The sequence below is a fragment of the Sneathiella sp. genome, from assembly GCF_002694385.1.
GTDB lineage: Bacteria > Pseudomonadota > Alphaproteobacteria > Sneathiellales > Sneathiellaceae > Sneathiella.
The window spans coordinates 1-26,742 of the sequence record NZ_NZMB01000019.1; the positions used below are offsets into that span (position 1 = coordinate 1).

The following is a 26,742-nucleotide window of genomic DNA, read 5'->3' on the forward strand; positions in this document are numbered from 1 at the left end:
TCCCCGACTTTTGCCTATGGGCGCGGCGGCAAGCTGTATCGCTATTATGTCTCGGCACCGTTGCAGCGCGGCGCAAAGCGGGACCAACAGGGCAGCGCGCCGCGACGTATCTCAGCGGCGACAATTGAAAGTCGATTGATCAAGACACTGGTCCGTCTTCTCCCCAACTTGCCGGAAGATCCGCTCGAGATTGTTCGTCGCGTCGAGATCAATGCAAAGCATGTCGATCTGTTTCTGCCACTCAAACATATTGGCAAAATCAGGGCAAACCTTCATACCGGGGAACAGACTATGCCCGACCTTGCGCAATCGGACCAGTTGCGGTTGACCCTGCCCTGGCGGATGCAGACGCGGGGCGGCAGGACCGATATTCTTGCCGGCGACAGAAACACACCGCAGCCGGACCCGTCCCTGATCCGGGCCTTGCGCAGCGCCTATGCGATGCTTGATCGGGATACAATGAAAGGACCGGTCCTGCAGGCAGCGCCCAGCTCCCCCTGGCGGCGCAACCTGGTCCGGCTGGCGTTTCTGGCCCCGGATATCCAGCGCGCTATCCTCGAAGGGCGCCAGCCGGATCATCTGACACTGGCCCTTCTGATTAGGCACGATATCCCCTTGCTCTGGGCTGATCAACACCGCAAGTTCGGGATCAATACCGCGGATTAAAGTCAGATAAAGCGCCCACCGGGAATTTTTTAATTCACCTGTTAATTTGATTAAAACTCCCTGTTAATCGCAATAACAGGCCCTGTTATCGCGATTAATCATCCTGTTCCGTCGATAAACAGGAAAGTGGCAAAACCCATATATAAACCACTGATTTTATGTAATAAAATATATAGCATCATGCGAACGAGACAGAATTTTACCCTGTTAACGGCTATTTTTATCGAAAATTCCCTGTTAATATCCTGTTCTCGTGAAACTCACCCTACCACCAGACAGACGGAGACTGGCTCGCAATCCAGCCCTGAAGAGCCGACATCTGACGGTCCGGAGACGATGCAAAGAAAGGGATTGGCGGCGAATAAGCGCCCTGTTACGGGCCCTTGCGTCGCCAGACAAGATTAGAGACAAATTGCCGGGGGTGGATGGCGGTGAGCGAGGGATTCGAACCCTCGATGGAGCGTTGACCCCATACTCCCTTAGCAGGGGAGCGCCTTCAGCCACTCGGCCAGCTCACCGGGCGGCGGCAATATGGCAGATTTTGACAGACTGTCCAAGCTTTTAAATCGATTTTTGTCGATTTTGTCAGGACAGTGGCCGACGGTTCATAATCCATTCGCGGGCCATCTTCTGCGCCCGAGCGATTTCCTGCGTCGACATATCCATGGAAATCTCGGCACGGATCTCTCTTGCCTCTTCAATCCCGTTCATGGCGGCAAGGTTGAACCATTTATGCGCCGTCACCAGATCCTGAGAAACCCCCTCACCGGTGGAAAATAGCAGACCCGCGCGAAACTGGTCATCCGCAACGCCCGCATCGGCATTTTTCAACTGTGTCTCAACGTAGTTTTCACTTGTAACAGCCATCGTTCAAATCCCCATATTCAACCGATTAGCAAAACAAAAACATCTAATGAAAGCATGATGAGAGAAATTTGGTTAAAATTTTATTAGCGCCATGCGAAATTTAACCATGTTTGTTTAGAAATGGGGATAATCGGCTGAAAAATGACAGAAATTCCCCGAAAACAGGACGTTTTTGGAGGCTCAAGCCCACTAAAGGGCTAAAAATATCTATCGTAAAAAGAGGCTTCAGTCGGCATTTTTTGGAAATTCAAGGCCCATTTCCCGGTACCGCTCGGGATCATCGAGCCATTTTTCCCGTACTTTCACGAACAAAAACAGATGCACCCGGCGTTCCAGCATCTCCTCCAGTTCCGCCCGGGCGAGCGCGCCAATCTGCTTGATGGTCTGGCCATTCTTGCCAAGCACGATGGGCTTGTGATTGGCGCGGGAAACGAAAATCACCTGCTGGATCCGGACGGATCCGTCCTTTCGCTCTTCCCAGCTTTCCGTCTCCACCGTCAATGAATAGGGCAGCTCCTGATTAAGCCGCATAAACAGCTTTTCGCGGGTGACCTCGGCCGCGAGCTGGCGCATCGGCGCAATCGCAAGCTGATCCTCCGGATAGAGCCAGGCCCCCTCCGGCATTTCCTTTGCGAGGGCCACCCGCAAATCGGCAACGCCGTCCCCCGTGAGGGCAGAAACCATAAAAATATCATCGAATATGCCCCGCTCGACGAAGGCCTGTGCCAGGGCCAGCAGCTTGTCCCTCTTGATGATATCAACCTTGTTAAGAATGACATGGGCGCGACGGCCACTTTTCTCCAGCCTGTCGATAATCCGCTCCACATCCTTCGTGATGCCTTTCGCCGCATCAACGATGAGCGCGACACGATCCGCATCCTCCGCTCCGCTCCAGGCGGCATCAACCATGGCCTGTTCCAGCCGCCGGGCCGGTTTGAAGATACCGGGCGTATCCACGAAAATGATCTGGCTTTCCCCTTCAAGGGCAATGGCTGTTACCCGCGTCCGCGTCGTCTGCACCTTGGGCGTGACAATGGCGATCTTGGCGCCGACAAGCTGGTTGAGCAGCGTCGACTTCCCGGCATTCGGCGCCCCCACAAGCGCGACATAACCGCAGCGCGCAGTTCCCTTGATGGGCATTCCGCCCGGAATATCGTCACTCACCTTGTAATTCTTTCAGCATTTTCGCGGCCGCTTTCTGCTCTGCCGAGCGTTTTGATGACCCCGATCCGGTTGTCGATGAAAATCCCTCAACTGTCACCATTACCTTAAATTTCCGGTCATGATCGGGGCCGGTTTCCTCAACTACGGCATAAACAGGCAGAACGCGGCCGTTCTTGGCCAGCCATTCCTGCAACGCCGATTTGGCATCTTTTTTCGAGGCATCCTTGCGGTCAAACCGCGGCCACCATTTCAATTTGATGAAGCTGCGCGCCACCCGCATCCCGCCATCAAGATAAAGGGCCGCGATAATCGCTTCCATCACATCTTCTAGAATGGCGGGATTCTCCCGCCCGCCGGATGCCGCGAGATCGCCCGCCATCTGGATATAATCCTGCAATCCCATTTCCAGGCCGATTTCGGCCAGCGTTTCACGGCGCACTTGCGCATTATAACGACGGGAAAGCTGCCCCGATTCCGCATTCGGAAAGCGGCGAAACAACTCTTCGCTGATCACAAGACCAAGGACGCGATCTCCCAGAAATTCAAGCCGATCATAATCGGGGCGGCTTGGCTTGTTTCCCTTCCCTTTGACAAGCGAGGAATGGGTCACGGCTGCTTTCAACAAATCAGGGTCCGAGAAATCATGGTTCAGCAATGCCGCCAGATCTCCCAGATTTTTCATGGGCCCCGCCATCAGCTTAAGGGGTTGAAAATCCGGTTCCATCGAATAGCGACCGGGTATTTCCATATTTCATACCAAGCGGCGGAACCATCAAGGGACATGAAGATAATCTCGGCCCGGCCGACCAGATTTTCAACCGGAATATATCCAACATGGCTGAGAAAACGGCTGTCGGTCGAATTGTCGCGGTTGTCCCCCATGGCGAAAAGATGCCCATCCGGCACAGTATAGACATCCGTATTGTCCATAATGCCCTGAACCGTTTCATCCAGGGTAAAATAGCTTTTGCCATTCGGCAGCGTCTCACGATACCGGGCAATACGCCGCGCATTGCCAAAACGATCCCGATCAACAAAATCCTCAACCCGTTCCCGCTTGATGGCGGCACCGTTGATATGCAGGACACCGTTGATCATCTGCAGTTTATCCCCGGGCAGGCCAACGATCCGCTTGATATAATCAATGGGTTCGCCAATAGGTTTTTTGAACACGGCGACATCGCCCCGCTCCGGCAGGTCCTCAAAAACACGGCCCGAAATCGGTGCCATACTGAAGGGAAAGGAATGACGGCTATAGCCATAGGAGTATTTGGAGACAAACAGATAGTCACCGATCATCAGGGTCGGCAGCATGGATTCGGAAGGAATCTTGAATGGCTCATAGGCGAATGTGCGGATAACAACCGCAATCAACACTGCATAGATGATCGTGCGGATCGTTTCACCGATGCCGCCCTTGGCTTTAACCGCTTCTTCCTTCATCAACAAACTTCCAGATCAATAATCAAACAATGTCACATTCAATTGCATGAACGGCCCTTACAGGCAACAGATTTCGAGCCTTATTCTTCGAAGCCGCGTGTTCTATTCGTCAAGCGGAATGGCCGTTATCAGAACAATGGCCTGCGCCTGCGGCGGCTCGTCCGTGATGGTGAGATGGATTTCGGCCCGCATTCCCGGCGGCGTGATTTTCTCAAGCTGCTCAAGCGCCCCGCCGGTCAACGCCATGGTCGGTTTGCCGGACGGCAGGTTAATAACCCCCATATCGCGCCAGAAAACGCCGCGCCGAAACCCGGTGCCGAGCGCTTTTGAACAGGCTTCCTTTGCCGCATAGCGCTTCGCGTATGATTCAACACGGTTGAGCCGTCGCTCCGATTTGGTGACCTCCACTTCGGTATAGATGCGCTTGATAAAGCGTTCACCAAACCGGTCCAGCGTCTTTTCAATCCGCCGGATATCGATGATATCATTGCCTATGCCGATGATACGAGACATGAACGCTCCCTCAGGCGACAGCCTGACGGGCATCATCCATCAGGTTTCGCATCTTGCGAATGGCGGGATCAAGGCCCGCAAAAATGGCTTCTCCAATCAGAAAATGGCCGATATTGAGTTCAACAATCGTCGGGATAGCCGCAACCGGACCGACCGTTCCGAAGGTAAGGCCATGGCCTGCATGACATTCCAGTCCCAATTCCTCAGCAAAGGCCGCCGCCTTGCGAATCCGCTCCAGCTCCTGACCACGCGCTGCCGCCGCTTCCGCATCGCAATAGGCACCGGTATGCAACTCGACAATATCGGCACCGATTGCCTTCGCCGCCTCAAGCTGGCGGGGATCGGCTTCTATGAACAGGGAGACGCGAATACCCGCTCCTTTCAGGCTGTCCACATAATAGCGTAACGTATTATGTGATCCGGCAACATCGAGACCGCCTTCCGTTGTCCGTTCTTCCCGTTTTTCCGGGACAAGGCAGCTTGCATGCGGCTTATGGGCAAGTGCGATCGACAGCATCTCCTCCGTCGCCGCCATCTCGAAATTGAGCGGAATGGTCAGCTCCCGCGCAAGGCGTGTAATATCGGCATCACTGATATGCCGTCGATCCTCTCGCAAATGAGCGGTGATCCCATCTGCACCCGCCGCTTCGGCAATACGCGCCGCGCGCAAAGGATCCGGATGCACACCACCGCGCGCATTGCGAATGGTCGCGACATGATCAATATTCACGCCCAGTCTCAAATGCTTCATTTTTCCGTTACTCCCAGATTTTCAGCTTTACCCACCTTTGGCTTTTCACGCCGCTGCTGCCCCTTCAGAATCGCTTTTGCCCGTCTGTCCTGGAATCTGCCGATGATGCCCCATAAGGGATAAAAACAGAGGAGCCAAACAATGACGCAGATCGGCACGCTCGCCAGCAGCATCGGATAAATGACATCATGAAAGATATGCGATACCTCTTCCCAGCGGCCGGACCAGAGACCATCGAAGAATGTTGTCAGGCTGGCATCGGGAAAAGCGCGCTGATCCGGATCGACGCCAAGTATCCAGCGCCCGACCTTGTAAAGCATTGTCCAGATAAAAGGAAAGGTCCAGGGATTGCCGACTGCAGTGCCGAGCGCCGAGGCAAGGATACTCCCCCGCATGATCCAGGCAAAAAGGCCCGCAAGCACAAAATGCAGACCAAGTAGAGGCGTAAAGGAAACCGCCGCGCCNCANGCAAACCCCGCNGCCAGGCTGTAGGGTGAGCCTTTNANACGNCCCANNCGGTANCCGACATATTTTGAGGACCGNCGAAAACCAATGGAGGGCCAGAAAAAATCCACCAGCTGCCGCAGCCGCGATGATTTNTTACGACGGCGAAACATCTATGCTCGCTCCACATCCGCAATCATTTGAGATTTCGACTGCCCGGCTTCACGGCGGGTGTCCCCTCAAGTTCGGGCGGCAACTGATCCGCCGCAAATGTCCTGACNTCCATCTTCAACAGCGAGACAAGCGGCACACCNACATCGGCCGTNCCATTGGAACGGTCAATCAGACAGGTCGCGCCGATCACCTNNCCGCCGGCGGCGCGGATNGCCTCNATGCATTCACGGCTCGATTTNCCGGTGGTGACNATATCCTCNGACATGATCACCCGCGCGCCCGGNGTCANNGAAAACCCNCGTCGGAAGGTAAAGGCGCCATTTTCNCGCTCTGTAAANATTCCCGGNACCCCAAGCTGCCGNGCCATCTCATATCCGACAATAACCCCGCCCATAGCCGGAGAGACAACAATATCGANGGCATCCTTGCCGAATTTGTCNNTCACCTTGGCNGCCAGNGCCNGGCANAGCGCCGCCGCCCTGTCCGGATACATNANCACTTTTGCCGCTTGCAGATACCGATCCGAATGCAGTCCGGAACTGAGAAGAAAGTGNCCTTCCAGCAACGCATCGGTCTCGCGAAAATGGGCCAGGATTTCGTCGTCTTTCATTGCTTNTTTTATCCTTTCCGCACCGGNCCCTAACCGGCCGATCTTTCCACAGAGCTGATNACAGGATCCGCCCGTAATGCCGCGATGATATTGGTNAGATGCCGGACATCATTTACCTGGATGTCGATACGCATTTCAAAAAANTCCTGGCTGCGATTNACGATGACCAGATTGCTGATATTGCCATTATTNGAGGCAATCGTCGAGGTCACACCCGAAAGCGCGCCCGGNTCATTCGCCATAATAATCGAAATTCGNCCAACGGGAAGNGCTGCCTGCTGATTNTCTTCNTCCCAGGAGACATCCANCCAGCGTTCCGGCACTTCGGCGAACTGTTCGAGNGTGTGGCAGTCAATGGTATGGATTGTCACCCCGCGNCCCGTGCTGACAATCCCNACNATACGATCTCCNGGCAGNGGATGNCAGCANCCGGCCAGATGCACCGCCATTCCCGGAATGAGGCCGCGAATGGGAATNGAAAGCGACTNACCGGAAGCNGNCTTTGCGCCGGTCCGNCGGAGGNCAATTACCTTGTCNTTNTCCGCTTTGTGTTTCTCNCCGGGGAAAATAGCNTCAATNAGCTGCCTGCCCGTGCGTGTCCCNTCCCCAAGCATGCAATAGATATCGTCGATGNTTTCCTGATTCCAGACATCCACGGCNGTTTGCAGGGCCTTTTCNGCAAATTGCTTGCCTTCCATGCGGAAAGCTTTCTCCGCAATCGCGCGNCCCAGTTCAATATANTGATCGCGTTGCTTGATNCGGGTGAAGCGGCGGATGGCCGCCCGCGCCTTGCCGCTGACNACGAAGCTGTCCCAGGTCGGGGATGGTGTCTGGTTCTTGGAGCGCAGGATTTCCACCTGATCNCCATTGCGAAGCGCCGTCCGCAACGGCACCAATCGCCCGTTGATTTTGGCGCCGACACAGGTATTGCCNACATCCGTATGAACCGCATANGCAAAATCCACCGGGCTNCTCCCCTGCGGCAACGAGATCAGATCGCCNTTGGGNGTAAAGCAGAACACCTGATCCTGAAACATGCTGAGTTTNGTATGTTCCAGAAACTCGTCCGGATCGGCNGTGTTTTCCAGAATTTCGAGAAGCTCTCGCAACCAGCGATACTGNTTNCCTTCCCGGACCTGTTCNAGNTTTTGCTTNTATTGCCAATGNGCGGCAACGCCATACTCGTTTGTTTCGTGCATGTCGCGCGTGCGAATCTGCACTTCNATGCGCTTCTTCTCCGGCCCGATGATCGTNGTATGGATCGACCGGTAATTATTNCGCTTCGGTATCGAGATATAGTCCTTGAANCGNCCCGGCACCATGGAATATTTGGCATGCAGGATGCCGAGGACATGGTAGCAATCCTCNACCGTGTCGACAATGATGCGNAAAGCGATGATATCNGCAAGCTGNTCGAAAGAAACATTGTTCTTTTCCATCTTNCGCCAGATCGAATAATANCGNTTCTCCCGCCCATAGATATCCGCCTTGATNTCGGAGGCNGCNACATCNTTTTTCAGCGTCGCNACAATCCGNTCGACAATATCTTCCCCTTCTTCGCGAAGAAATTCGAGCCGTCGCTTGATGGAGTTACGCGCCTCNCTGTTNAGCTCGATAAAGGCGAGNTCNTCCAGATCGTCACGAAAGTTCTGCATCCCGATCCGCTCGGCAAGCGGCGCGTAAATCTCCATCGTCTCNGTGGCGATCCGCCTGCGCTTTTCCGGGTTCTTGATGAAATGCAGGGTGCGCATGTTATGCAGCCGGTCTGCCAGCTTGACCAGCAGAACACGGATATCGTTGGACATGGCGAGCAGCAGTTTACGAAAATTCTCCGCCTGCTTGGTCTTGTCGGATTGCAGCTCAAGCTGCGAGAGCTTGGTCACCCCGTCCACAAGAGCCGCTATCTCGCTACCGAAAATTTCCTCAACCTGTTCTTTGGTTGCGACAGTATCTTCAATCGTATCATGAAGAAGTGCCGTGACAATGGTCGCGGTATCGAGCTTGAGCTCGGTCAGGATGCCCGCAACTTCTATGGGGTGGGAAAAATAGGGATCGCCCGACGCGCGCACCTGACTGCCATGGGCTTTAATTGTGAAGATATAGGCGCGGTTGAGCAGGTCTTCATCGGCCTGCGGATCGTAGCTTAGCACACGATCAACAAGTTCAACCTGACGCAGCATCAGCGGTTACAGCGCAAACAGGCGCCGCCCCCCTGATAGCTGTCTATACGTGTCAGCGTAAAAAATGCCGGATCGCCGGATTTCGAGCATACATCGCCCGGCATTTGACCGCTATAGATAGAGTATGAATGCCAGGCGCTGTATCTGTGTCGATCAGTTGTCGTCGAATGGGTCATCAACGTCTGTATCCGCTGCCGACGCTTCCCCATCCGTTGCACCGACATCATCGGCTGAAAATGTTTCTTCGGTCAGGTTTTCCTGAATGACGCCGGCCCACTCGTTGCTGGCGCTCATCAGGGCTGCCATATTGTCTTCTTCCGGTTCGTCCACCTCGACCCGGCGTTGCAGGGAATGGACAAGATTGTCCTTCAACCCGTCAATATCGATGGTGCCATCGCCAATCTCGCGCAGGGATACCACCGGATTTTTGTCATTGTCCCGATCAACCGTCAGCATGGAACCGGCCGCGATCTCCCGTGACCGGCGCGCAGCCAGCAAGACGACCTCAAAACGGTTCGGTACTCTTTCTACGCAATCTTCAACGGTGACGCGTGCCATTAAGGTAACTCCAATTGTCTCTGAATTCAGCTTACTACATATTCGCTTGTATAGCGGATAGCAAGTCAAAGTGACAGAAAAAGCCGTTGAAAACCGGCAGTTTTTCACCCAAACGTGACTTTATCGCACTAGAGCTTGCCGCGCCCGCCTCAAAGACGGCGGATCGGCTGCGCCGACGCCTGCCCCTGGAGCAGATCATCTGCGGCCCTGCCACTGACCGGATGGCGCCATTCCGGTGCGATTTCCGCAATCGGCGCCAGCACAAAGGCCCGGAATTCGATCTGCGGATGCGGCAGAACAAGTCCCGCGCCCTGATTCCGGTTTTCCGTCACCTCGCCATGAAAATCGAGCAGGTCAAGATCCAGCAGCCGCGCCTCCCACTTCTCGCGGCGAACGCGGCCGAAGGCGTGTTCCACCTTATGCAACCGCGCCTCCAGCGCTGGTGCGGACAGGTCTGTTTCGACGCAGATGACCGCATTCACAAACCAGGGCTGATCGGAGACCGGCACCGGCGCCGTCTGGTACCAGCCGGATTGACGCCGCAGGGACGCAAATTCGCATATGCATTCAATCGCCACCGCAAGCGTATCGACAGGCTCCCCATGAACGGGATGTGGCAAATTTGCCCCTAAACCGATCAAAATCACAATAAATTATCCTCAAAAACCACGAAAAAGCCCCGTTTCCTGCATTTATTTACCATAATTGTCTTATCGGGCTGCAAATCTTGTCTAGAGATATGGCAATTATTTTGCTATTGATGACGGATTAGGGAGCTTTCGCGACCGTAGCAAGAATTATTTATAATATTACGTACGGAAATTGGTAATGCCTTTTTACCCGGAGGAGCGGATTGCTCTTTTTATTGACGGTTCCAATCTTTATGCAGCCGCCCGCGCGCTCGGGTTTGATATCGACTACAAAAGATTATTGAGCGAATTCGCTTCCCAGGGCAGGCTCGTCCGCGCCTTTTACTATACCGCCCTGATCGAAGATCAGGAATATTCCCCCATCCGCCCGCTGGTCGACTGGCTTGATTACAATGGCTATACCATGGTGACCAAGCCAACGAAGGAATTTACCGATTCCGCCGGTCGGCGCAAATACAAGGGCAATATGGATATCGAGCTTGCCATCGACATGATGGAGCTGGCAAAGCATCTTGATCATGCGGTCCTGTTCTCCGGCGATGGTGACTTCCGCCGCCTGGTCGAATCGATCCAGCGGCAGGGCGTCCGCGTGAGCGTTGTCAGCACCGTAAAATCGCAACCGCCCATGATCGCTGACGAGTTGCGCCGTCAGGCTGACTTTTTTATTGAATTGAAAGATCTTGAAAAACGTGTCGGCCGCGCGGTCAGCCAGCGCAATGACCGCGATTATGAACAGTTCCCCGAGGAATATGATCCCTATGAGGACGCCGAGGAAATCGCCTGATCGTCAGGCCCCTTCCCCGGCGAGCCTCCGTCTATTGTAATTTCCTGAGTTCGGCCGAGACCTTGGCGGAAATCTCCTGCATTCCCAAAGTTGCGCACTGCTGCCATGCCTCATCTGTTGATAAAAAAGCCTTGTGGACAGATTTGTTTCGTACAATCAAGACATCCTCCAGTTTCCCATCCGGAGCTCTGATAATTATTTCCGATATATTGCTCAAACCGACAGTCAATTCCACCCAACACCAGAACTGGACAATCCGGACGGTCACCGGAATTGCGCTATCATACCCGGCGTCTCCTTCCGAAAGCACCCGGTAACCAGCATTTTGGAAAGCGCTTTGCATATACTGCGTCATCACGCCCACAACTGTTTCGCCTTCGGGTAAGATTACATCTCCAAGTCCTTGCCCCCAGTCACCTCTTTTTCTTGCGTAAGCTCGCGCCTTGATGCCGGAATTTATTTCTTCATCTTCAGAAAGGGAGGGAACTTCCGGCACGCCCGGTTTAACCTGAAATACCCGATTGTCCGTGACAGCGACGAGTTTTATGTCCACGCCATTAACGGGATTTGATTCACTGTTCGGAAGAGGGATCGAAACAACACTTCGACCGGCAGCACAGGCCGAGAGCCCTATCAGCATTGTTAGAAGTAATACGGACTTTACAAATCTCAGTGACATCATCATCCTCTCAACAAAACACTCAAAAAGAGTATTGAATATAAAACGCACTTTTAATAAGGGTGTTTTGTTTGCCTGGCAATCAAAATTTCCGCCAAATTCACATCCTGCGGTTCATATGGATTCTCGGAAGTCTGCATTTTTTCGTGGAATGGTGCGGCAAAATACCGCTACAATCATCACGGCATTTTGACAGAGAACACCGCTTCGAAAGTATGTCCCATGTCTATTTTTCAAGCGGCTTAAACAAAAGCGCCATCTTGCGTACCCGGTTTGCTATAATTGTCTGAATAAAGAGGGGAAGTTATGGCACAAAAACTTGTGGTCCTGAGCGACGGCTGCTGGGTCTCGCCCCAGTTCAGAAGTAGGAACAGGCGCGTTCCGGGGAATGCCACCCTTGCCTATCAATGCATCGCACCGACAACAGCGGAAGGCAGCAGCCAGCTTCTTTATCTGCACGATCACGAGGCCCGGCCCCCGCTTCACCGGCGTCTGATGCAGCGGACTTTTGGCCTTGGCATGAAAGTGGAGATATTTGACAGCTACCGCTTTCTGTCCCGCAATTACCGCGCGGGTGAGGCCGATGAAATTTATCTGCTGGGCGCCGGTCTTGGCGCATTTAACATCCGCCGCCTTGCCGATCTGATTGACAAGGTGGGCCTTTTGCCGCCGGAACGGCTCGATCTGCTGCCTGCCGCCTTTGAATACAGCCAGATCCCGATGGAGGCGATGGAATCGCCCGCCGCCCGCGCGCTCGCGGATGAACTACCGATGAACAAGGTGCGGATCCGGTTTCTCGGCTGCTGGGATACGGTCGGCAGTCACGGGCTGCCGATGCCGGGCCTCAACCATATTTCGCAAAGCTGGATGATGTATCACGATCACCGCGTCAACGGCAATGTAGACACGGCTTTTCAGGCTCTCGCGCTGGATGAGCGTCGCAGCCGCTTCAAACCCGGCCTCTGGACTGGCGTGCAATCGGAAGAGACCCGGAAGGTGGAACAGGTGTGGTTCGCCGGATCCCATGAAAATGTGGTTGGTGGGCGGCGGGACAGCCGCCTGTCCGATATCGCGCTCAACTGGATGCTTGATCGCGCCCAAGATGAGGGGTTGCATATTGATCTGCAAAAGTTGAAAGAAATGACCATCCCCGACATTGGCGGACGCATCGCCATGAACCGGCGTAAGGTTGCCGGCGTCCCTCTGCCTTTCCGCAAACCCTTTAACCGGCCGTTCGGACAAACCGGCCAGATATCCGAAGGCGGCGGTATGGAGCCGGAAAAGCTGCACGAAACTGTTCTGGCCCGTCGTAAAGCCGACCGTAAATACCGCCCCCGCCAGATTGCCAATTTACCCGATAGCGACATCCCTGTTTTCCGGGAAAGGCCGCAGGAAAGCCCGGACAAACGCCGCTATCCACGGCACAAGATTGACTGGCCCGCCTTCATCATTGCCAATGGGGCCAAAATAACGGTCAGCCTGGTCGATTACAGCCGCAGCGGCGCGAAAATATGGCTCCAGGAAAGGCTGCCGGAGGGAACGTCACTCGTCCTGCAATCCTCTCGTGCCTTTTCGGACGGGCTGAAAAGCCGGGTCGTCTGGGCGAAGGATAACTTCCTCGGCCTCGAATTCGCAGCCCCCCTCAGCCGGGAGGCAATGGCCTGATCTTGAGGAGAATATCCCGGAAGGTGCCGGAAATACCGCCGGGCCTCAGGAGTAATTTTTCATCAGCCGCTGCTTTTCACGGCCCCAGTCACGATCCCGCTCGGTTGCGCGCTTGTCATGCTGCTTCTTGCCGCTGGCCAGTCCGACCTTGACCTTTACAATGCCCCGGTCGTTGAAATACATCGACAGCGGGATCAGCGTCTTGCCAGCCTTCTGGATCTGCCCGGCAATCTTGCTGATCTCCCGCTTGTGCATGAGAAGCTGACGCGGGCGCAGCGGATCATGGTTGAAGCGGTTACCATGCCCATATTCCGCAATATGCGCGTTGATCAGATACAGCCCGTCATTTTCAAAAGACGCATAAGCGTCCTGAATGTTGGCCTTCCCGGCGCGGAGGCTTTTCACCTCCGTGCCCTGAAGGATAAGGCCCGCTTCAAACTCCTCATGGATGAAGTAGTTATAGCGAGCCTTCCGGTTTTCCGCGATTGTGCGGCCCATAGCTAGAATTTATCCTTTTTAGTTCAGAACGCCCGCATCGCGCATGGCGGCCTCAATCTCGCGCTTGGATTCTTCCTTGAACACAGGAATGATCGGCAGGCGCACATCCGGCTTGCATTTACCAAGCAGGGAAAGAGCATATTTCGTCGGCGCGGGACTTGCTTCGATAAACAGCGCCTTGTGCAATCGGATCAGGCGATCCTGAAGCGCGATCGCCTTTTCATTTTCCCCCGCAAGGCTCGCCTCCTGCAATTCCGAGACGAGCGCGGGCGCGACATTTGAGGTCACGGAAATGCATCCGCGCCCCCCTTGCGCATTATAACCAAGTGCAATTGGGTCATCGCCGCAAAGCTGAATGAAATCCTCGCCGCAATGAATGCGCTGCAGCGCCGCACGGGAAACATCTCCGGTCGCATCCTTGACGCCAACAATATTCGTGAGCTGGGCAAGACGGCCCATCGTCTCCGGCGTCATGTCAACAACCGAACGGCCCGGGATGTTGTAGATATAGATCGGTATATCTACCGCGTCGTTGATCGCCTTGTAATGGGCATACATGCCTTCCTGCGTGGGTTTGTTATAATAAGGCATCGCAATCAGCACGGCATCGGCGCCCGCCTTCTTGGCATGCTTGGTAAGGCGGATCGCTTCGAGTGTATTATTCGAGCCAGCGCCCGCCATAACCGGCACCCGGCCTTTCGCCACCTCCACACACAGCTCGACCACACGGTCATGCTCGGGATGGCTCAGCGTCGGGGATTCACCCGTCGTGCCAACCGGCACCAGTGCCTTTGTTCCGGATTTTATTTGCCAGTCACAGAAGGATTGAAACGATTTTTCATCCACGCGCGCCCCATCGAATGGAGTGACAAGCGCTGTGATCGATCCTCTAAACATGACAATATCCTCAGTTTCAAAATTGCTATTCCCGCCATTTTTATGGAACCCGCCTTTGGCAGGTTTTTTCATGTCACAATGGCGAAGGCCTGATTTACAGCCATGAACAGCCTGATGGCAAGCGGTAACTGCATGCAAAGAGGCCGCTTAAGTCCGGACTGTGGCCATTCTCCCCCATTGTGCAGAAAGACGCCCTTGATCCGTTGGCGAAGGGGGTTACATTTAGGCTGTTATTCTTAATTAAAGGTGTCCCTTGTCCAAGTCCGCTCTGAAACCCGCCACCATTCATCTCAAAGATTATAAAGCGCCCGAATTCCTGATCAATTCGATCGATCTGACCTTCGAGCTCGGAGAAGAGGAAACGATTGTCACCTCCCGTCTTGCGCTGCAACGTTCGGATCCCGCGGCGGAAACGCTCCGCCTGAATGGCGAGCATCTGGAGCTTCTCTCCATCGCAAAGGACGAAGCACCGCTGGACAAGGCCGGTTATGAGCTGACGGACAAGCATCTGACTCTCCCCGTTGCGACCGGCGAGGAAAGCTTCAAGCTTGAGATCAAAACGCGCCTCAAACCGCAGGAGAACACCGCGCTTGAGGGACTCTACAAATCAAGCGGAAATTTCTGCACGCAATGCGAGGCACAGGGGTTTCGCCGCATCACCTATTATCTTGACCGGCCGGATGTCATGGCCGTTTTCACCACCACCATTATCGGGGACGGCACACGCTATCCCGTTATGCTGTCCAACGGTAACCTGACCGAGAAGAAAATCATTGAAGGCGGCCGCACATCCGTCACTTGGCATGATCCACATCCGAAACCCGCCTATCTCTTCGCCCTGGTGGCCGGTGATCTCGCCGTGGTGGAAGATCATTTCACAACGCGTTCTGGCCGTGATGTGAAACTTCAGATTTTCGTTGAAAAAGGAAATGAGGACAAATGCGGTCATGCCATGACTTCCCTCAAGAAGTCCATGAAATGGGATGAAGACCTCTATGGCCGGGAATATGATCTCGATATCTTCATGATTGTCGCGGTCAGCGATTTCAACATGGGCGCGATGGAAAACAAAGGCCTTAACATTTTTAATTCGAAATATGTCCTCGCCTCTCCCGAGACGGCGACGGATGCGGATTTCGACGGGATCGAAAGCGTCATTGCCCATGAATATTTCCACAACTGGACCGGCAATCGCATCACCTGCCGCGACTGGTTCCAACTGACATTGAAAGAGGGGCTGACCGTGTTCCGCGATCAGCAGTTCTCCGCCGATATGAACTCTGCCGCCGTGCAGCGTATCGGCGATGTCCAGCGCCTGCGAGCCGCCCAGTTCCCGGAAGATGCCGGCCCGCTTGCCCATCCGATCCAGCCGCAAAGCTATGTGGAGATCAACAACTTCTATACCGCCACGGTTTACGAGAAGGGAGCGGAGGTGATCCGCATGATCCATACGCTGCTCGGGGCGGAAAAATTCCGCAAGGGAATGGACCTTTATTTCGAACGCCATGATGGCCAGGCGGTCACGACAGAGGAGTTTGTCTCCGCGCTTGAAGATGGTTCGGGAGTTGATCTGACCCAGTTCCGGCGCTGGTATGTCACGCCCGGTACGCCGACCATCCAGGTCAAGGAAAGCTATGATGCAGCGCGCGGCGAATATACCCTGGCCTTCGCCCAGAAAAATGTGAAGGCGGGCAAGGCATTCAAGCCCCTGCATATCCCGCTTCGCATGGGCCTACTGGATGAGGCGGGCACGGCCATCTCCTTCCCGGACGGGCCGCACAAGGGCGAAAAGGAAGCCGTCTTCAGCCTGACCGATGACATCCAGTCCCTCACCTTCGGCGGATTTAAAACCCGGCCGCATGCCTCCCTGTTCCGGGGCTTGTCCGCGCCGGTCATTCTGGATCAGAAAATGGATGATCCGGCCCTCGCTTTCTTCTATGCGAAGGATCAGGATCCGTTCAATCGCTGGGATGCGGGCCAACGGCTTGCCAGCAATATCATCCTGAAGGAGCTTTCACCGGCGAACAAGGGCAAGGACGTTACCCTTCCCGCCGCCTTCATGGAGGCCTTTGACGCGCTTTTGGAAGACAAGCAGCTCGATCGCGCCTTTGCCGCCGCCGCCCTTACCTTGCCGGGCGAACAGGATGTGGCGCAAAAAATGCCGGTCGTGGATGTCGATGGCCTGCACCGCGTGCGCGAAGACGCCCGCCGCCAGATCGGACTTGGGTTTGAGGAGAAATGGCTGCGCATTTATGAGGAATGCCGCAATTCCCCAGGCCCGGCCAACCAGCCGGAAAGCAGCTCCCGCCGGCTCAAGAATACGGCGCTCAACTATCTGATCGCAACAGGCCGAGAAGAATACTACCAGCTTGCAAAAGCCCAATACCGGACGAGTGACAGCATGACGGACAGCGTCGCGACGCTCTCTGCCCTGAAAGACATCAGCGACCCCATTCGGGAGGAAATTTTCGCCGATTATTATGATCGCTGGCAAAAAGAAGCATTGATCATCGATAAATGGTTCATGCTGCAGGCCATGGCAGTACGCGAAACCACAATCGAGGATGTGCGCGGTTTGATGCAGCACCCTGCTTTCAATCTTTTAAACCCAAACCGCATGCGATCCCTGATCGGCGCATTTGCATCGGCCAACCCCGTCTCCTTCCATGACCCGAGCGGCGAAGGATACCGGATTCTCTCCGGCGTCATTGCGGATCTGAACAAGCCGAACCCGCAGATTGCCGCGCGCCTGGTCGCCCCGCTCGGCCAGTGGCGGCGGTATGATACCGAACGTCAGTCATTGATGAAGGCCGAGCTTGAAAAAATTCTGGAATTGCCTGGCCTTTCAGATCACGTTTACGAAATGGCAAATAAAAGCCTGCATGATTAAGAGTAAAATCTGCTATCATGGATGTCAGGCGTCTCTCCTGAGACGCCGGTATCGTAGTTTGATCGGTCAGGGGTATGTTTAAAAACCGGGTCCTTGCAGCGCTGATAACCAGCTCGATGCTTCTCCCTCTATCCAGCGGGTTGGGAGATGCCATGGCGGCCTCCCAGAACGCTGTGAATGGCCCTGTCCCTCTTCCCAAAAACAAGCCGGATGCGGTTGCCGTTGTCGGTCTTGCCGTCAAGGACGCGCCACGCCCATCAGACCGTCCGGCAGGGCTGGAACTGCCCCCTCATCCGCTCTCGACCGGCTTGCTGAGCCGGAATGATCTCGGCATCTACAAGCAGGCCTTTGCTGCCGCCGAGAAACGCGACTGGACATTGGCGCGATTTATCGCGAGCGAGGCAAAGTACAAGCTCCCCGCGAAAATCATCGACTGGCGATATTTTATCACATATGGCTCGGACGCGGGCTTTGATGAAATTACCGCTTTCATTCGGGATAATCCCGGCTGGCCCTATCAAACGACGCTGCGCCGCCGTGCTGAGCAGTCTCTGAATGTCCCCATCCCACCGCAAAAAACCATTAACTGGTTTACCGCTCATAACCCGCAAACCGGCACGGGCATGTATCGCTATGGTGAGGCATTGCTCGCCTCAAACCGGGAGGCGGAGGGGCGTGACTGGATCCGCCGCGCCTGGCGAAGCGGCGATCTGCCGGAATTGCTGGAAAAGGAAATGCGGCGCGAGGCGGCCGCCCTTCTCACGCGTGCCGATCATGAAGAACGTCTCGACCATCTTCTGTGGGAGGCCAACAGCAGCGCCGCGATGCGGATGCTCGACCTTGTCAGCACCGATATGAAAGCGCTCGCCCGTGCCCGCCTTGCCCTGATGACAGGCAAGGGAGATGTGGATCAAGCGATACGCGCTGTGCCAGCGCGTCTGCAAAATGATCCCGGCCTCATTCTGGAACGAACGAAATGGCGACGTGCCCGCGCCCTTGATGCCGAAGCGCGAGAACTACTGCTGGCCATGGGCCCGGACACCCCTCGTGCAGAAAATTGGTGGCTGGAACGGCATATACAGGCTCGCGAACTGCTGGCCCTCGGACATATTACGGAGGCCTACAATCTTGCCAGTCGTCATGGCCTCGCGCCGGGCGAGAATTTTGCCTCCGCCGAATGGCTGTCCGGATGGATCGCTCTGCGTTTCCTGGATGATGCAAAAACCGCGCTCCGCCATTTCGGCAATCTCTATGAAAATGTCAGCTACCCCATCAGCCGCGCCCGCGGCGCTTACTGGATTGGTCGCGCACAGGCCGCAATCGGTGATCGGCCATTGGCAGAATACTGGTACAAGACCGCCGGGCAGTATTACACGACCTATTATGGCCAGATGGCGTTACATGCGCTGGGTCAGAGAAAGCTGCCCGAAATTCCGAAAATTTCCAAAGCGCAGACGCCGGACGCCAGAGTTCCCGGCACCGGCGAGTTATATCTTGCCATTCGGCAGCTTGCCGAACTCGGGGAACCCCGATTGACTCGCCCCTTCCTGATGCATCTGGCGGATTTGGCGACACAGGAAGAAGAATATGTGACCCTTGCCGATCTTGCCAATGGTGTGGGCCGTCCCGATTACGCGATTTCCATAGCCAAACAGGCGGCGCAGTCGGGCACCGAACTTGTCGAAGTCAACTGGCCGACGCCGAAATTCACCCTCAAAACGCCCCCGGTTGAACCGGCACTGATGCTCGCCATCACCCGGCAGGAAAGCGCCTTTGCGGAAGATGCCGTCTCGCGGGCCGGTGCACGCGGCCTGATGCAGCTTATGCCGGGAACGGCGCAGGATGTCTCGCGTAAGCTCAATATCGGCTATTCGGCCGATCTGCTGACGGCCGATCCGGCCTACAACGCCCTCCTCGGCAGCAGCTATCTGGCGGATCTGATCAATAGCTATAACGGCTCCTACGTCCTGGCCATTGCCGCCTATAATGCCGGGCCGTCCAATGTCAACCGCTGGATCAGTGAACATGGTGATCCGCGCACCGGCGATATCGACAGCATCGACTGGATCGAATTTATCCCCTATGGCGAAACGCGGAATTATGTTCAGCGGGTCATCGAAAATCTTCAGATTTACCGCGAACGGCTGAAGCAAAGGGAAGGCAGCATTTTACAGATAGCCGAAGACATCAATCGCGGCAGTCCGGCCGACTGACCGGAAAATGTCACTTGCATTTGCAGGCGGGATGTTCATCCTGTCCTGTATTCTTTCGAAGGCTTCCATTACATGACATTCAGTGAACATTTCTATACATCTCCGGACGGGCTTAATCTGTATTACAGAGAATATGGAACGGAGGAAGAGGCCTGCCCCCTTGTCTGCCTTTCCGGCCTTACCCGAAATTCGGGCGATTTTCACGATTTCGCCCTGCGCTATTCAAAAACCCGGAAGGTTTATGCCCTTGACTATCGCGGCCGCGGCAAATCCGATTATGACGCCAGCTACAGCAATTATAATCCGCAAGTCTATCTTGGCGATATTTACGCATTCCTGACGCAGAAGAACATCTCCCGCGCCCTGTTCGTCGGCACGTCCCTCGGCGGTTTGCTGATCATGGCCCTTGCGGGCCTTGCAAAGCAGTTCATTGCAGGAGCTATTCTCAATGATGTGGGTCCGGAGGTCGACCAGTCTGGCGGCAATCGTATCCTCGAATATGTCGGCAAGGATGTTCGCTTTCCAACACCGGAAGCCTGTGCTTCCCAGCACAGGGAAAGCTATATTGGCGCGTATCCTGATCTTGATGCGGCGGGCTGGCAAAAAGTTGCGGGCAATACATATACATTTGACGAAACAGCAAGAAATTACCGCCTGAATTATGATCTCGCCCTTGGCAAGGCACTGGCGGAGCAGTTCGGTAAAGGGGAGCAAGTTGACCTCTGGCCCTTTTTCAGGGCGCTTGACGACATTCCCCTGCTCGCCATACGCGGCGCCCTCTCCGATGTGCTGAGTGCTGAGGTATTCGCCCGGATGCAGCAGGAAAACCCGAAGATGCAGGCTGTACTGCTTGAAAATCGCGGTCATGTGCCGTTGCTTGATGAACCTGCCGCCCTTGAAAAGATGGATCCCTTCATTGCCGGAATTCGATAACCTCCCGACTTATGAGTCGGTTCGTGAAGCGGCCGATCTGTTGCATCCTGTCGTGGTGCGGACACCCCTACTGGAATCATATGCGCTTAACGAAAAGCTAGGCGCGCGACTGTTCCTAAAATGCGAGACTTTGCAGCATACAGGCTCCTTCAAGTTTCGCGGCGCCTATAATGCCCTCGCCCGTCTCACGTCTGCGCAACAAGCGGCGGGCGTGATCGCCTATTCCAGTGGCAATCATGCGCAAGGAGTGGCGCTTGCCGCAAAAATGCTGGGCATTCCGGCCACCATCCTGATGCCGGAGGATTCCCCCAAGATCAAGCTTGCCAACACGCGCGGCTATGGCGCGACGGTCATCACCTTCAATCGCTACACCGAAGTGAGAGAGGAAATCGGCGAGAAAATTGCCCGGGCGGAGAACCTTACCCTTATAAAACCTTATGATAACTTCTTCGTCATTTCGGGTCAGGGCACTGTCGGCATAGAGGTAGCGGAACAGTTGAGCACGCACAATATCAAGGCCGATATCTGCGTTGCTCCGGCGGGTGGCGGCGGGTTGGTGGCGGGCACCGCCCTTGCTCTCAATGAGCTCTCCAAACAGACGGATATCTATACGGCGGAGCCTGAATTTTTCGAGGATACAAGCCGTTCTCTCAAGGCCGGCAAGCGCATTGCCAATGAAGGAGGCCACAAAAGCATCTGTGACGCGATCGTTACGCCCATTCCGGGGGAGATGACATTCGAAATCAACCGAAGCCTGCTGAAAGGCGGGCTTGTCGTTTCAGATGACGAGACAAAAGCGGCGGTGCGCGCCGCATTTCACTATTTCAAATGCGTGATCGAACCAGGCGGTGCCGTTGCACTGGCGGCGCTTCTAACCGGGAAAGTCGATATCACCGGCAAGACGGTCGTTGCCATTGCATCCGGCGGAAATGTAGATCCGGACCTATACAGCGACACCCTGAAAGAGAGAGATCAGTAAGTCGCCCAGAACTCTCCATTTTCCAGTTTCTCGCGATAGCCCGTCATGAAATTTTCAAGCTGCCCCACCTGTGCAATCAGCGTTGCACGCTGGCGGAAATCGGTCTCATTCGGGTTTTTCTGTTCCGTAATCAGGTCAAAGGCCGCCTGATCGGGCGATCCTGCCATTTTATCATTATAGCGCTGGCGCAACCGCATAAGGCCCGGCTTGTCATCGGCGAGGTTCAAGGCAACTGCGATCTGCATGATACGCTGCCGATCAAGGCGGCCGGGATCGGCGCCAACGCCGCCGCCTCCCGTGCCAATCATTTTTTCAATGGCCGGAATGGCTTTCGCCCAGTCGCGGGATTTCCAGTAGATTTCCGCGCGCAATTCGTCTGCATCGACGCTGTTATCATGATTGATCAGGGCAAGTGCCTCGCCATAATTTTCAAGCCCGGTCTGCGCCTGCGCTTCCAGATAGAGCCGTTCGCGCTTTTCCTCTGGCGACAGCAGACGCCAGCGTGTGTCGTAAAGCGCCCGGAGCGCCGCATCCGGCTTGCCGTTCCAGAGTTGTACAATGGCAAGCTTGGTACCGGCATGGGCCTTGTCTTCCCCCTTCAGGCGGAAATTTACCTGATGTTCCAGAAGTTGGGCGGCCTGTTCCAGCAGATCGACACGGGTCAACCGGTCGGCAAGGGTCTGGATCATCCTGTCTCCCCGCTCACCCACCGGCGTCAGCTCGCGATACTGATAATAAATCGCCAGCGCCTTGATGGGAGGCATCTTGTCAGCGCCCCCTTCCAGAAACAGTTCGGCGAACAGATCATTCATCTTACGGCCCAGATCCCGCGCATAGGGCGACTCCGGGAAATAACGGACAATTCGCTTATATGTTTCAAGCCCTTTGTCGATTTCTCCTGTGGCGACATAAAGATCGCCGAGGCGTTTTTGCAAATCCACCTCCAGCGCATCGCCACGCCAGGCGAAATCAAGCTTTTCAAGTTCGACAATCGCCTGCTGAGGCGTCATTGCCTTTGACATCAGCGCAACATTAACCTTCTGGAAGCGGGCCTGTTCGCTGATCGGGCGATAGCCGGCGCGGATCGCCTCATCAAATTTTGCCGCCGCCGTCGGATAATCGCTAAGCTGCATGGCATGGAGACCTTCAAGATACGCCTTATCCGCCTGTTGCGATGTAACGGTGGGCGACTTCACCTGAGCGAGCACCTCACGGGCCAGGTTGACATCAACATTCTCAAGGGCCGCCCGGGCCTGTAACAAATGGAAGTGATCGGCCCATTCCCGGCCTTGCACTTCAAAGGCCGGGGCGGCGTAATTCAGCTCCTGTGCGGCGCGCTCCCAGTTGCCCTGCCCGGCAGCAATCATGCCACGAAACGGCGCAACCTCCACATCGCCATCAAAGTCCCTGTCAAACAGATATTTTCCGGCACTCTCGTAATGATGCATGCCAAGTTCAGCCAAACCGTTCAGCAGGCGGAACTCTCTGTCCTTTTCAATCGCCGGATAGCGGCGCTGCATTTCCGCAAGAACGCCCAGCGCCTCAGCATGGTATTTCTGCGCCACGAAGAAACGGGCCAGTTCCTCCTGCACCTCTCGCCTGTCCTCTTTGGGCGCATTCGCCAATGCCTGCTGCAACTCCTGACGGCGCTTTGTAAACAGAACCGGACTGACTTGTCGCCATTCATCGAGCCGGACAACGCGCGCCTGTTGGATCACCGGCGTCGGATAGATTTCCTCTCCCGGTTTCCGCGCCACTTCCTTCGGCTCCTGCGGACGGGCAAAATCGCTGGAAACCGCTGTCACCGCGACACCGTTCATTTCATGGCCAATGCGGACATCCGTCGCCGCGGATATAAGGGCAATGCCCTGAACCGTTGGCAGAATGCTGATACTGTTAAAAACACGCGCTTCCTGAATGCCCTGACCGGGATCGGCCAGCGGCAGGGCAATAATCTCCTCCCCGCTGCCCGGATCGGTGAAACGAAATTCGCCTGCGCTGTTAACGGCCGGAATAAAGGCGCGGAAGCGGGAAGCAGAAATGCCTTCCGTCTGGACACCAAGCGGATGGGCCACGGCAGGCTTCGCATCCACCGTAAAATCCGCATGCCATTCGTTTCCGCGGCGCGTGACCTTGGGCGCATATCCTTCGCGAAAATCAAAACGCAACAGCGTACCCCCAGCCTGATCAAGCTGCCGGGCACTGGGAACAAGGAATTTGTAGGGGCCGGACAAATTGCTGAAATCCAGCTGCGCCGGACGGTCAAATACTACCCAATAGGCGTCATTCACCTCAAACATGGCCATGGCGGCAGGCTCCTGCCATGGGAAGATCAGGCGAAAACCATCTTTCAAATTGGCAATCCGGACCGTCATGTTTGGTCCCTCTGTGATTTTCTCCGCCTTCGGCGTCAGCATGATCGGAGCAAGGGTCATGATCGGGCCGCTTTCCTGCGGTACCGTTTCGGCCAGCGTTTCGCGGGGCGGTTCTGCGACAGGCGTCGCCGCTTGTTCCTTCGGTGGATCAAGCACGATCGTCGGGCCGATGGGGACAATAGCCGAGCTGGAAACCGGAGACATCATCTCGAAACCATGTGCCTCGCGCGGACGCTGAGTATCGCTCACAGCCGCATTTGCACCCGTCAGTATGTTGGTTGGCGGCGATGCTTCTGCAACGCGGGGCGTATCTACGGTAACGTCGCTGTCATGTTGGTTATTTTCCGGGCGTGCGGGCGCCGCCGCGGTCGGGCTCTTGCCTGCCGTCCTGACGGCTGGCAACTCAATCGCGGGCAGAGATTTCTTTCCCTCTTCCACCGCGCCATCTGAAATACTCGCCTCTGCCTTCGGGTCCGGCGTGGACGCGAGCTTCACTGCCGCCTGGGCAGGAGGCACAGATGCCGGTTCAGATTTTTCCGTTACGACCTCAGCTTTTGGCTTTGGTTCTGATTTTTCCTGTATCTTGCCACTCGCGCTTTTACGAACATCGAAGACAATGCTGTTGTCATTGCGAAAGTCGCTCGCTTCACTGCCGGGCGCCAGAGCAATGGAAATGCGGGTCTTGTCTCCTACCGTTTCCAGAGCAGCGGAGCGGGCAAAGGCCAACGGATCATCATTGATCGGCGCCAGATTGATCCGGGCCCGCGCGTCAAAGGTAATTTCCAGCCTATTGTCCTTCACGCGGCTTTGATAGGGTGTATTGGCATTCGGCCAGTCAAACACCAGACGGCTGAACCCTTTGTGATCCCCTACGCGCAAAGTGACCGGAATGGCCGCCGCATTCTCTTTTACGGCAACAGCTTTATCTGACTTTCCATCCTGTTTCTCGCTGACCCGCATCTTGTTCAGCTCGACAATAATTATATTGCCTTGCCGACGCGAGGAGAGAGACACCTCTCCTTTAAGAGGGAAACGAACAGACTGGTTGCCTTCCATCACCTCTCCACGACCGATCAGGTGGCCAAGCACCCGGGACGCGGGCTGGAGATCGGCCTCGAACGGTTCAGCAAAGCGGATATAGAGATACCCCTCCTCTATTTCGGTGCTGAATTCCTGAGTTCGGCCCCAGTCAAACAAGATCTGTCCGCTGCTCCCTTTTTCACTCGCCGAAACACGAACCGGCGATGCTGCCAGAGCTTCGGACAGCAGAAAGACGGCTGTCAGCAGGACGAGCAGAAGAAGCTGTCCCGTCCGCTGCCTGAAAGTGAAACCAGATACGCGGTTCATATACAATCCCTCATCCCTCTGCCGCGCTGACGATGATATCCACGCGTCGCGCCAATGCATATTTTCTATCCCTGTTATCGACGAATGCGAGCTCGCCAAAGCGGGAATCCGCCATACCGAACGCCCGGATCGGCCGGGTATACCCCGCCAGTTTCAGTTCATTGGCAACCGACAGCGCCCGCGCCAGCGACAGCGCCCAGTTATCCGGATAGCGGCCATCCGGCGATGTAATAGGATCGGGGTCGGTGTGGCCGAAAACTTCAACCCGGTTGCTGATATGCTGAAGGGTCGTTCCGATCATCCGGATAATTTCAGCAACGTCCTGCCCTTCCTTGTCCGTGCCGGATTTAAAGAAGTCCCGCCCGGCGAGTGAAATCACCAGCCGCCCATCTGTCTTAAAAATTTCCACATCTGCAAGCAGTGGACTCTGTGCCTTCTTGCCGTTCAGAATATGCTCCAGATACGAAAGGTTCATCGCCTTCGGTTCATTAATCATGGACATATTACGTTCGGCTTCCCCGGTGCGGGTCACCAGATCCGTAATATCGCTCATTTTGTTGCCGAAGGTTTCGCTCACCGTCTGCCAGCGATCCACCTTGATCTCGCTCATGGAAAAAAGCAGCACAAAAAAGGCCAGCAACAGAGCCAGCAAATCGGCAAGAGAAGTCAGCCAGATATTGCTGCCGTCTTGACCATTGTTCTGTTGGGGAAATAGAAAATTCATGGCCTGTCCCCATCCGGACGGAACTGGAAACCCAGATCTTTGCGCGGGAAAAAGCTGAAATGCACAAGGCCCGCGTCCCCCGCTTCCATGCCAATGGAAAGATTACGCGCAGCAACCCCCTTTTGCAGAAACAACCACACCAATGCATTCAGGCGCTGCGCGGCGAGGTTAGGGTCGGCATCGCCGGGATCAGGCAGAGTGCCGCCTGTTCCGATCATAATTTCCATATCCGTCGAAAGATTGCGGTTGCGGTCTATAAGCGCGGCGGAGACATCTGCAAGGAATGTATCTAGACTGCCGCGCGGCGTTAAACTCTCTCCTGAAAAGAGATCATTCAGGGAGGCCGTGAATTGCAGCCGTGTGCCACCCTCCGTCTTTCGCGATTCCACCAGGGGCATCGCCGTTTCAAAAACATTTTTCAGTTTGGCGTGAAAGGCCTGTGTGCCCTGCTCTTCCCCCGTCAGCTTTTTCTGCCGCTCTGCCGGCGTGTCCCGTGACAGCCCCTGAAAAGCGATTTCAACACTGCCGAGAACGGATCGCACCCGCTCTTCCCTGAAAACGGAAATAGAATGCAGAAAGATGAAAAAGGCCAACAGCAGCAGATAAAGGGAGACGAAAATGATGCTCGTCGTATCCTTGGGGCGCGCCGGATGCAATGCCGGTTCGACCATAAAGATTTCCGTCTGTCTGCCGTTTTCCGTATCGGTCACCCGAAGCACCCGCCCGTCAAATTATCTA

At 55.2% G+C, this 26,742-nt stretch carries 23 protein-coding genes, 1 tRNA gene and 1 pseudogene; 7 read left to right on the forward strand and 18 right to left on the reverse strand.

Annotated elements, in window-relative coordinates; all coding sequences use genetic code 11:
* Positions 1–666: pseudogene (locus CMN55_RS13100) on the forward strand (hypothetical protein); the annotation flags it as partial.
* Positions 667–1,092: 426 nt separating this feature from the next.
* On the opposite strand, the gene CMN55_RS13105 reads toward CMN55_RS13100, so the two are convergent.
* The 12 genes from CMN55_RS13105 to folK all read right to left on the reverse strand — a co-directional run bounded on the left by CMN55_RS13105 (position 1,093) and on the right by folK (position 10,017).
* A tRNA-Ser gene (locus CMN55_RS13105) sits at positions 1,093–1,184 on the reverse strand.
* Between the two features lie 67 nt (positions 1,185–1,251).
* A complete protein-coding gene (locus CMN55_RS13110) occupies positions 1,252–1,533 on the reverse strand; it encodes an SEL1-like repeat protein (RefSeq protein ID WP_293950262.1) in 282 nt (93 codons plus the stop codon).
* Positions 1,534–1,758: 225 nt separating this feature from the next.
* On the reverse strand, positions 1,759–2,673 hold the full coding sequence (era, locus tag CMN55_RS13115; protein WP_366932066.1) for a GTPase Era: 915 nt from the start codon (positions 2,671–2,673) through the stop codon (positions 1,759–1,761).
* 16 nt (positions 2,674–2,689) lie between these two features.
* Positions 2,690–3,379, reverse strand: a complete 690-nt coding sequence (gene rnc, locus CMN55_RS13120; RefSeq protein ID WP_293950264.1) for a ribonuclease III — start codon at positions 3,377–3,379, stop codon at positions 2,690–2,692.
* 11 nt (positions 3,380–3,390) lie between these two features.
* Entirely contained in the window at positions 3,391–4,140 is a 750-nt protein-coding gene (gene lepB / locus CMN55_RS13125; protein WP_293950265.1) for a signal peptidase I, read from the reverse strand.
* 102 nt (positions 4,141–4,242) lie between these two features.
* Positions 4,243–4,653: a holo-ACP synthase gene (gene acpS / locus CMN55_RS13130; protein WP_293950266.1), complete on the reverse strand. Its 411-nt coding sequence runs from the start codon at positions 4,651–4,653 to the stop codon at positions 4,243–4,245.
* Positions 4,654–4,663: 10 nt separating this feature from the next.
* Positions 4,664–5,404, reverse strand: coding sequence for a pyridoxine 5'-phosphate synthase (locus tag CMN55_RS13135; RefSeq protein ID WP_293950267.1), 741 nt, complete (start codon positions 5,402–5,404; stop codon positions 4,664–4,666).
* A complete protein-coding gene (locus tag CMN55_RS13140; RefSeq protein ID WP_293950268.1) occupies positions 5,401–6,021 on the reverse strand; it encodes a DUF2062 domain-containing protein in 621 nt (206 codons plus the stop codon). Before CMN55_RS13140 ends, CMN55_RS13135 begins: the two co-directional genes overlap by 4 nt.
* A gap of 23 nt (positions 6,022–6,044) precedes the next feature.
* Positions 6,045–6,632 carry an orotate phosphoribosyltransferase gene (gene pyrE / locus CMN55_RS17275; protein ID WP_366932064.1) on the reverse strand — a complete coding sequence of 196 codons (588 nt, stop codon included), beginning with the start codon at positions 6,630–6,632 and terminating at the stop codon, positions 6,045–6,047.
* A 29-nt stretch (positions 6,633–6,661) separates the two neighbouring features.
* Positions 6,662–8,812, reverse strand: a complete 2,151-nt coding sequence (locus CMN55_RS13145; protein WP_293950269.1) for a RelA/SpoT family protein — start codon at positions 8,810–8,812, stop codon at positions 6,662–6,664.
* Positions 8,813–8,965: 153 nt separating this feature from the next.
* Complete coding sequence (gene rpoZ, locus CMN55_RS13150; protein WP_293950270.1) at positions 8,966–9,370, reverse strand: DNA-directed RNA polymerase subunit omega; 405 nt, start codon at positions 9,368–9,370, stop codon at positions 8,966–8,968.
* A gap of 149 nt (positions 9,371–9,519) precedes the next feature.
* Positions 9,520–10,017 carry a 2-amino-4-hydroxy-6-hydroxymethyldihydropteridine diphosphokinase gene (folK, locus tag CMN55_RS13155; protein WP_293950271.1) on the reverse strand — a complete coding sequence of 166 codons (498 nt, stop codon included), beginning with the start codon at positions 10,015–10,017 and terminating at the stop codon, positions 9,520–9,522.
* A gap of 181 nt (positions 10,018–10,198) precedes the next feature.
* Between folK and CMN55_RS13160 the strand changes: the two genes are divergently transcribed.
* Positions 10,199–10,804, forward strand: a complete 606-nt coding sequence (locus CMN55_RS13160) for a LabA-like NYN domain-containing protein (RefSeq protein ID WP_293950272.1) — start codon at positions 10,199–10,201, stop codon at positions 10,802–10,804.
* 31 nt (positions 10,805–10,835) lie between these two features.
* Here the strand turns inward: CMN55_RS13160 and CMN55_RS13165 are convergent, their stop codons facing one another.
* Positions 10,836–11,489, reverse strand: coding sequence for a hypothetical protein (locus tag CMN55_RS13165; protein WP_293950273.1), 654 nt, complete (start codon positions 11,487–11,489; stop codon positions 10,836–10,838).
* A 300-nt stretch (positions 11,490–11,789) separates the two neighbouring features.
* Here CMN55_RS13165 and CMN55_RS13170 point away from each other — a divergent pair, with 300 nt between their 5' ends.
* Positions 11,790–13,148, forward strand: coding sequence for a phospholipase effector Tle1 domain-containing protein (locus tag CMN55_RS13170; RefSeq protein WP_293950274.1), 1,359 nt, complete (start codon positions 11,790–11,792; stop codon positions 13,146–13,148).
* A gap of 45 nt (positions 13,149–13,193) precedes the next feature.
* Here CMN55_RS13170 and smpB read toward each other — a convergent pair whose 3' ends face one another.
* Together smpB and dapA are read right to left on the reverse strand one after the other, a co-directional pair.
* On the reverse strand, positions 13,194–13,646 hold the full coding sequence (gene smpB, locus CMN55_RS13175; protein ID WP_293950275.1) for an SsrA-binding protein SmpB: 453 nt from the start codon (positions 13,644–13,646) through the stop codon (positions 13,194–13,196).
* 18 nt (positions 13,647–13,664) lie between these two features.
* Positions 13,665–14,543: a 4-hydroxy-tetrahydrodipicolinate synthase gene (dapA, locus tag CMN55_RS13180; protein WP_293950276.1), complete on the reverse strand. Its 879-nt coding sequence runs from the start codon at positions 14,541–14,543 to the stop codon at positions 13,665–13,667.
* 253 nt (positions 14,544–14,796) lie between these two features.
* Between dapA and pepN the strand changes: the two genes are divergently transcribed.
* From pepN to CMN55_RS13200, 4 genes are all read left to right on the forward strand, one after another.
* Positions 14,797–17,433, forward strand: coding sequence for an aminopeptidase N (pepN, locus tag CMN55_RS13185; protein ID WP_293950277.1), 2,637 nt, complete (start codon positions 14,797–14,799; stop codon positions 17,431–17,433).
* Positions 17,434–17,585: 152 nt separating this feature from the next.
* Positions 17,586–19,646, forward strand: coding sequence for a lytic transglycosylase domain-containing protein (locus CMN55_RS13190; protein WP_293950278.1), 2,061 nt, complete (start codon positions 17,586–17,588; stop codon positions 19,644–19,646).
* A 72-nt stretch (positions 19,647–19,718) separates the two neighbouring features.
* A complete protein-coding gene (locus tag CMN55_RS13195) occupies positions 19,719–20,579 on the forward strand; it encodes an alpha/beta fold hydrolase (protein WP_293950279.1) in 861 nt (286 codons plus the stop codon).
* Positions 20,563–21,558 (forward strand): threonine ammonia-lyase, encoded by a 996-nt coding sequence (locus CMN55_RS13200; RefSeq protein ID WP_293950280.1) that lies wholly within the window; start codon positions 20,563–20,565, stop codon positions 21,556–21,558. Before CMN55_RS13195 ends, CMN55_RS13200 begins: the two co-directional genes overlap by 17 nt.
* Here the strand turns inward: CMN55_RS13200 and CMN55_RS13205 are convergent.
* Genes CMN55_RS13205 through CMN55_RS13215 form a run of 3 tightly spaced genes read right to left on the reverse strand, consistent with a single transcriptional unit; the run spans position 21,552 to position 26,714 of the window.
* On the reverse strand, positions 21,552–25,280 hold the full coding sequence (locus CMN55_RS13205) for a hypothetical protein (RefSeq protein WP_293950281.1): 3,729 nt from the start codon (positions 25,278–25,280) through the stop codon (positions 21,552–21,554). The two genes, CMN55_RS13200 and CMN55_RS13205, sit on opposite strands and share 7 nt — an antisense overlap.
* A 10-nt stretch (positions 25,281–25,290) precedes the next feature.
* A complete protein-coding gene (locus CMN55_RS13210) occupies positions 25,291–26,004 on the reverse strand; it encodes an OmpA/MotB family protein (protein WP_293950282.1) in 714 nt (237 codons plus the stop codon).
* The gene (locus CMN55_RS13215; protein WP_293950283.1) at positions 26,001–26,714 is read right to left on the reverse strand and encodes a hypothetical protein; all 714 of its coding nucleotides are present in this window, start codon (positions 26,712–26,714) and stop codon (positions 26,001–26,003) included. Before CMN55_RS13215 ends, CMN55_RS13210 begins: the two co-directional genes overlap by 4 nt.
* Positions 26,715–26,742: the final 28 nt, after the last annotated feature.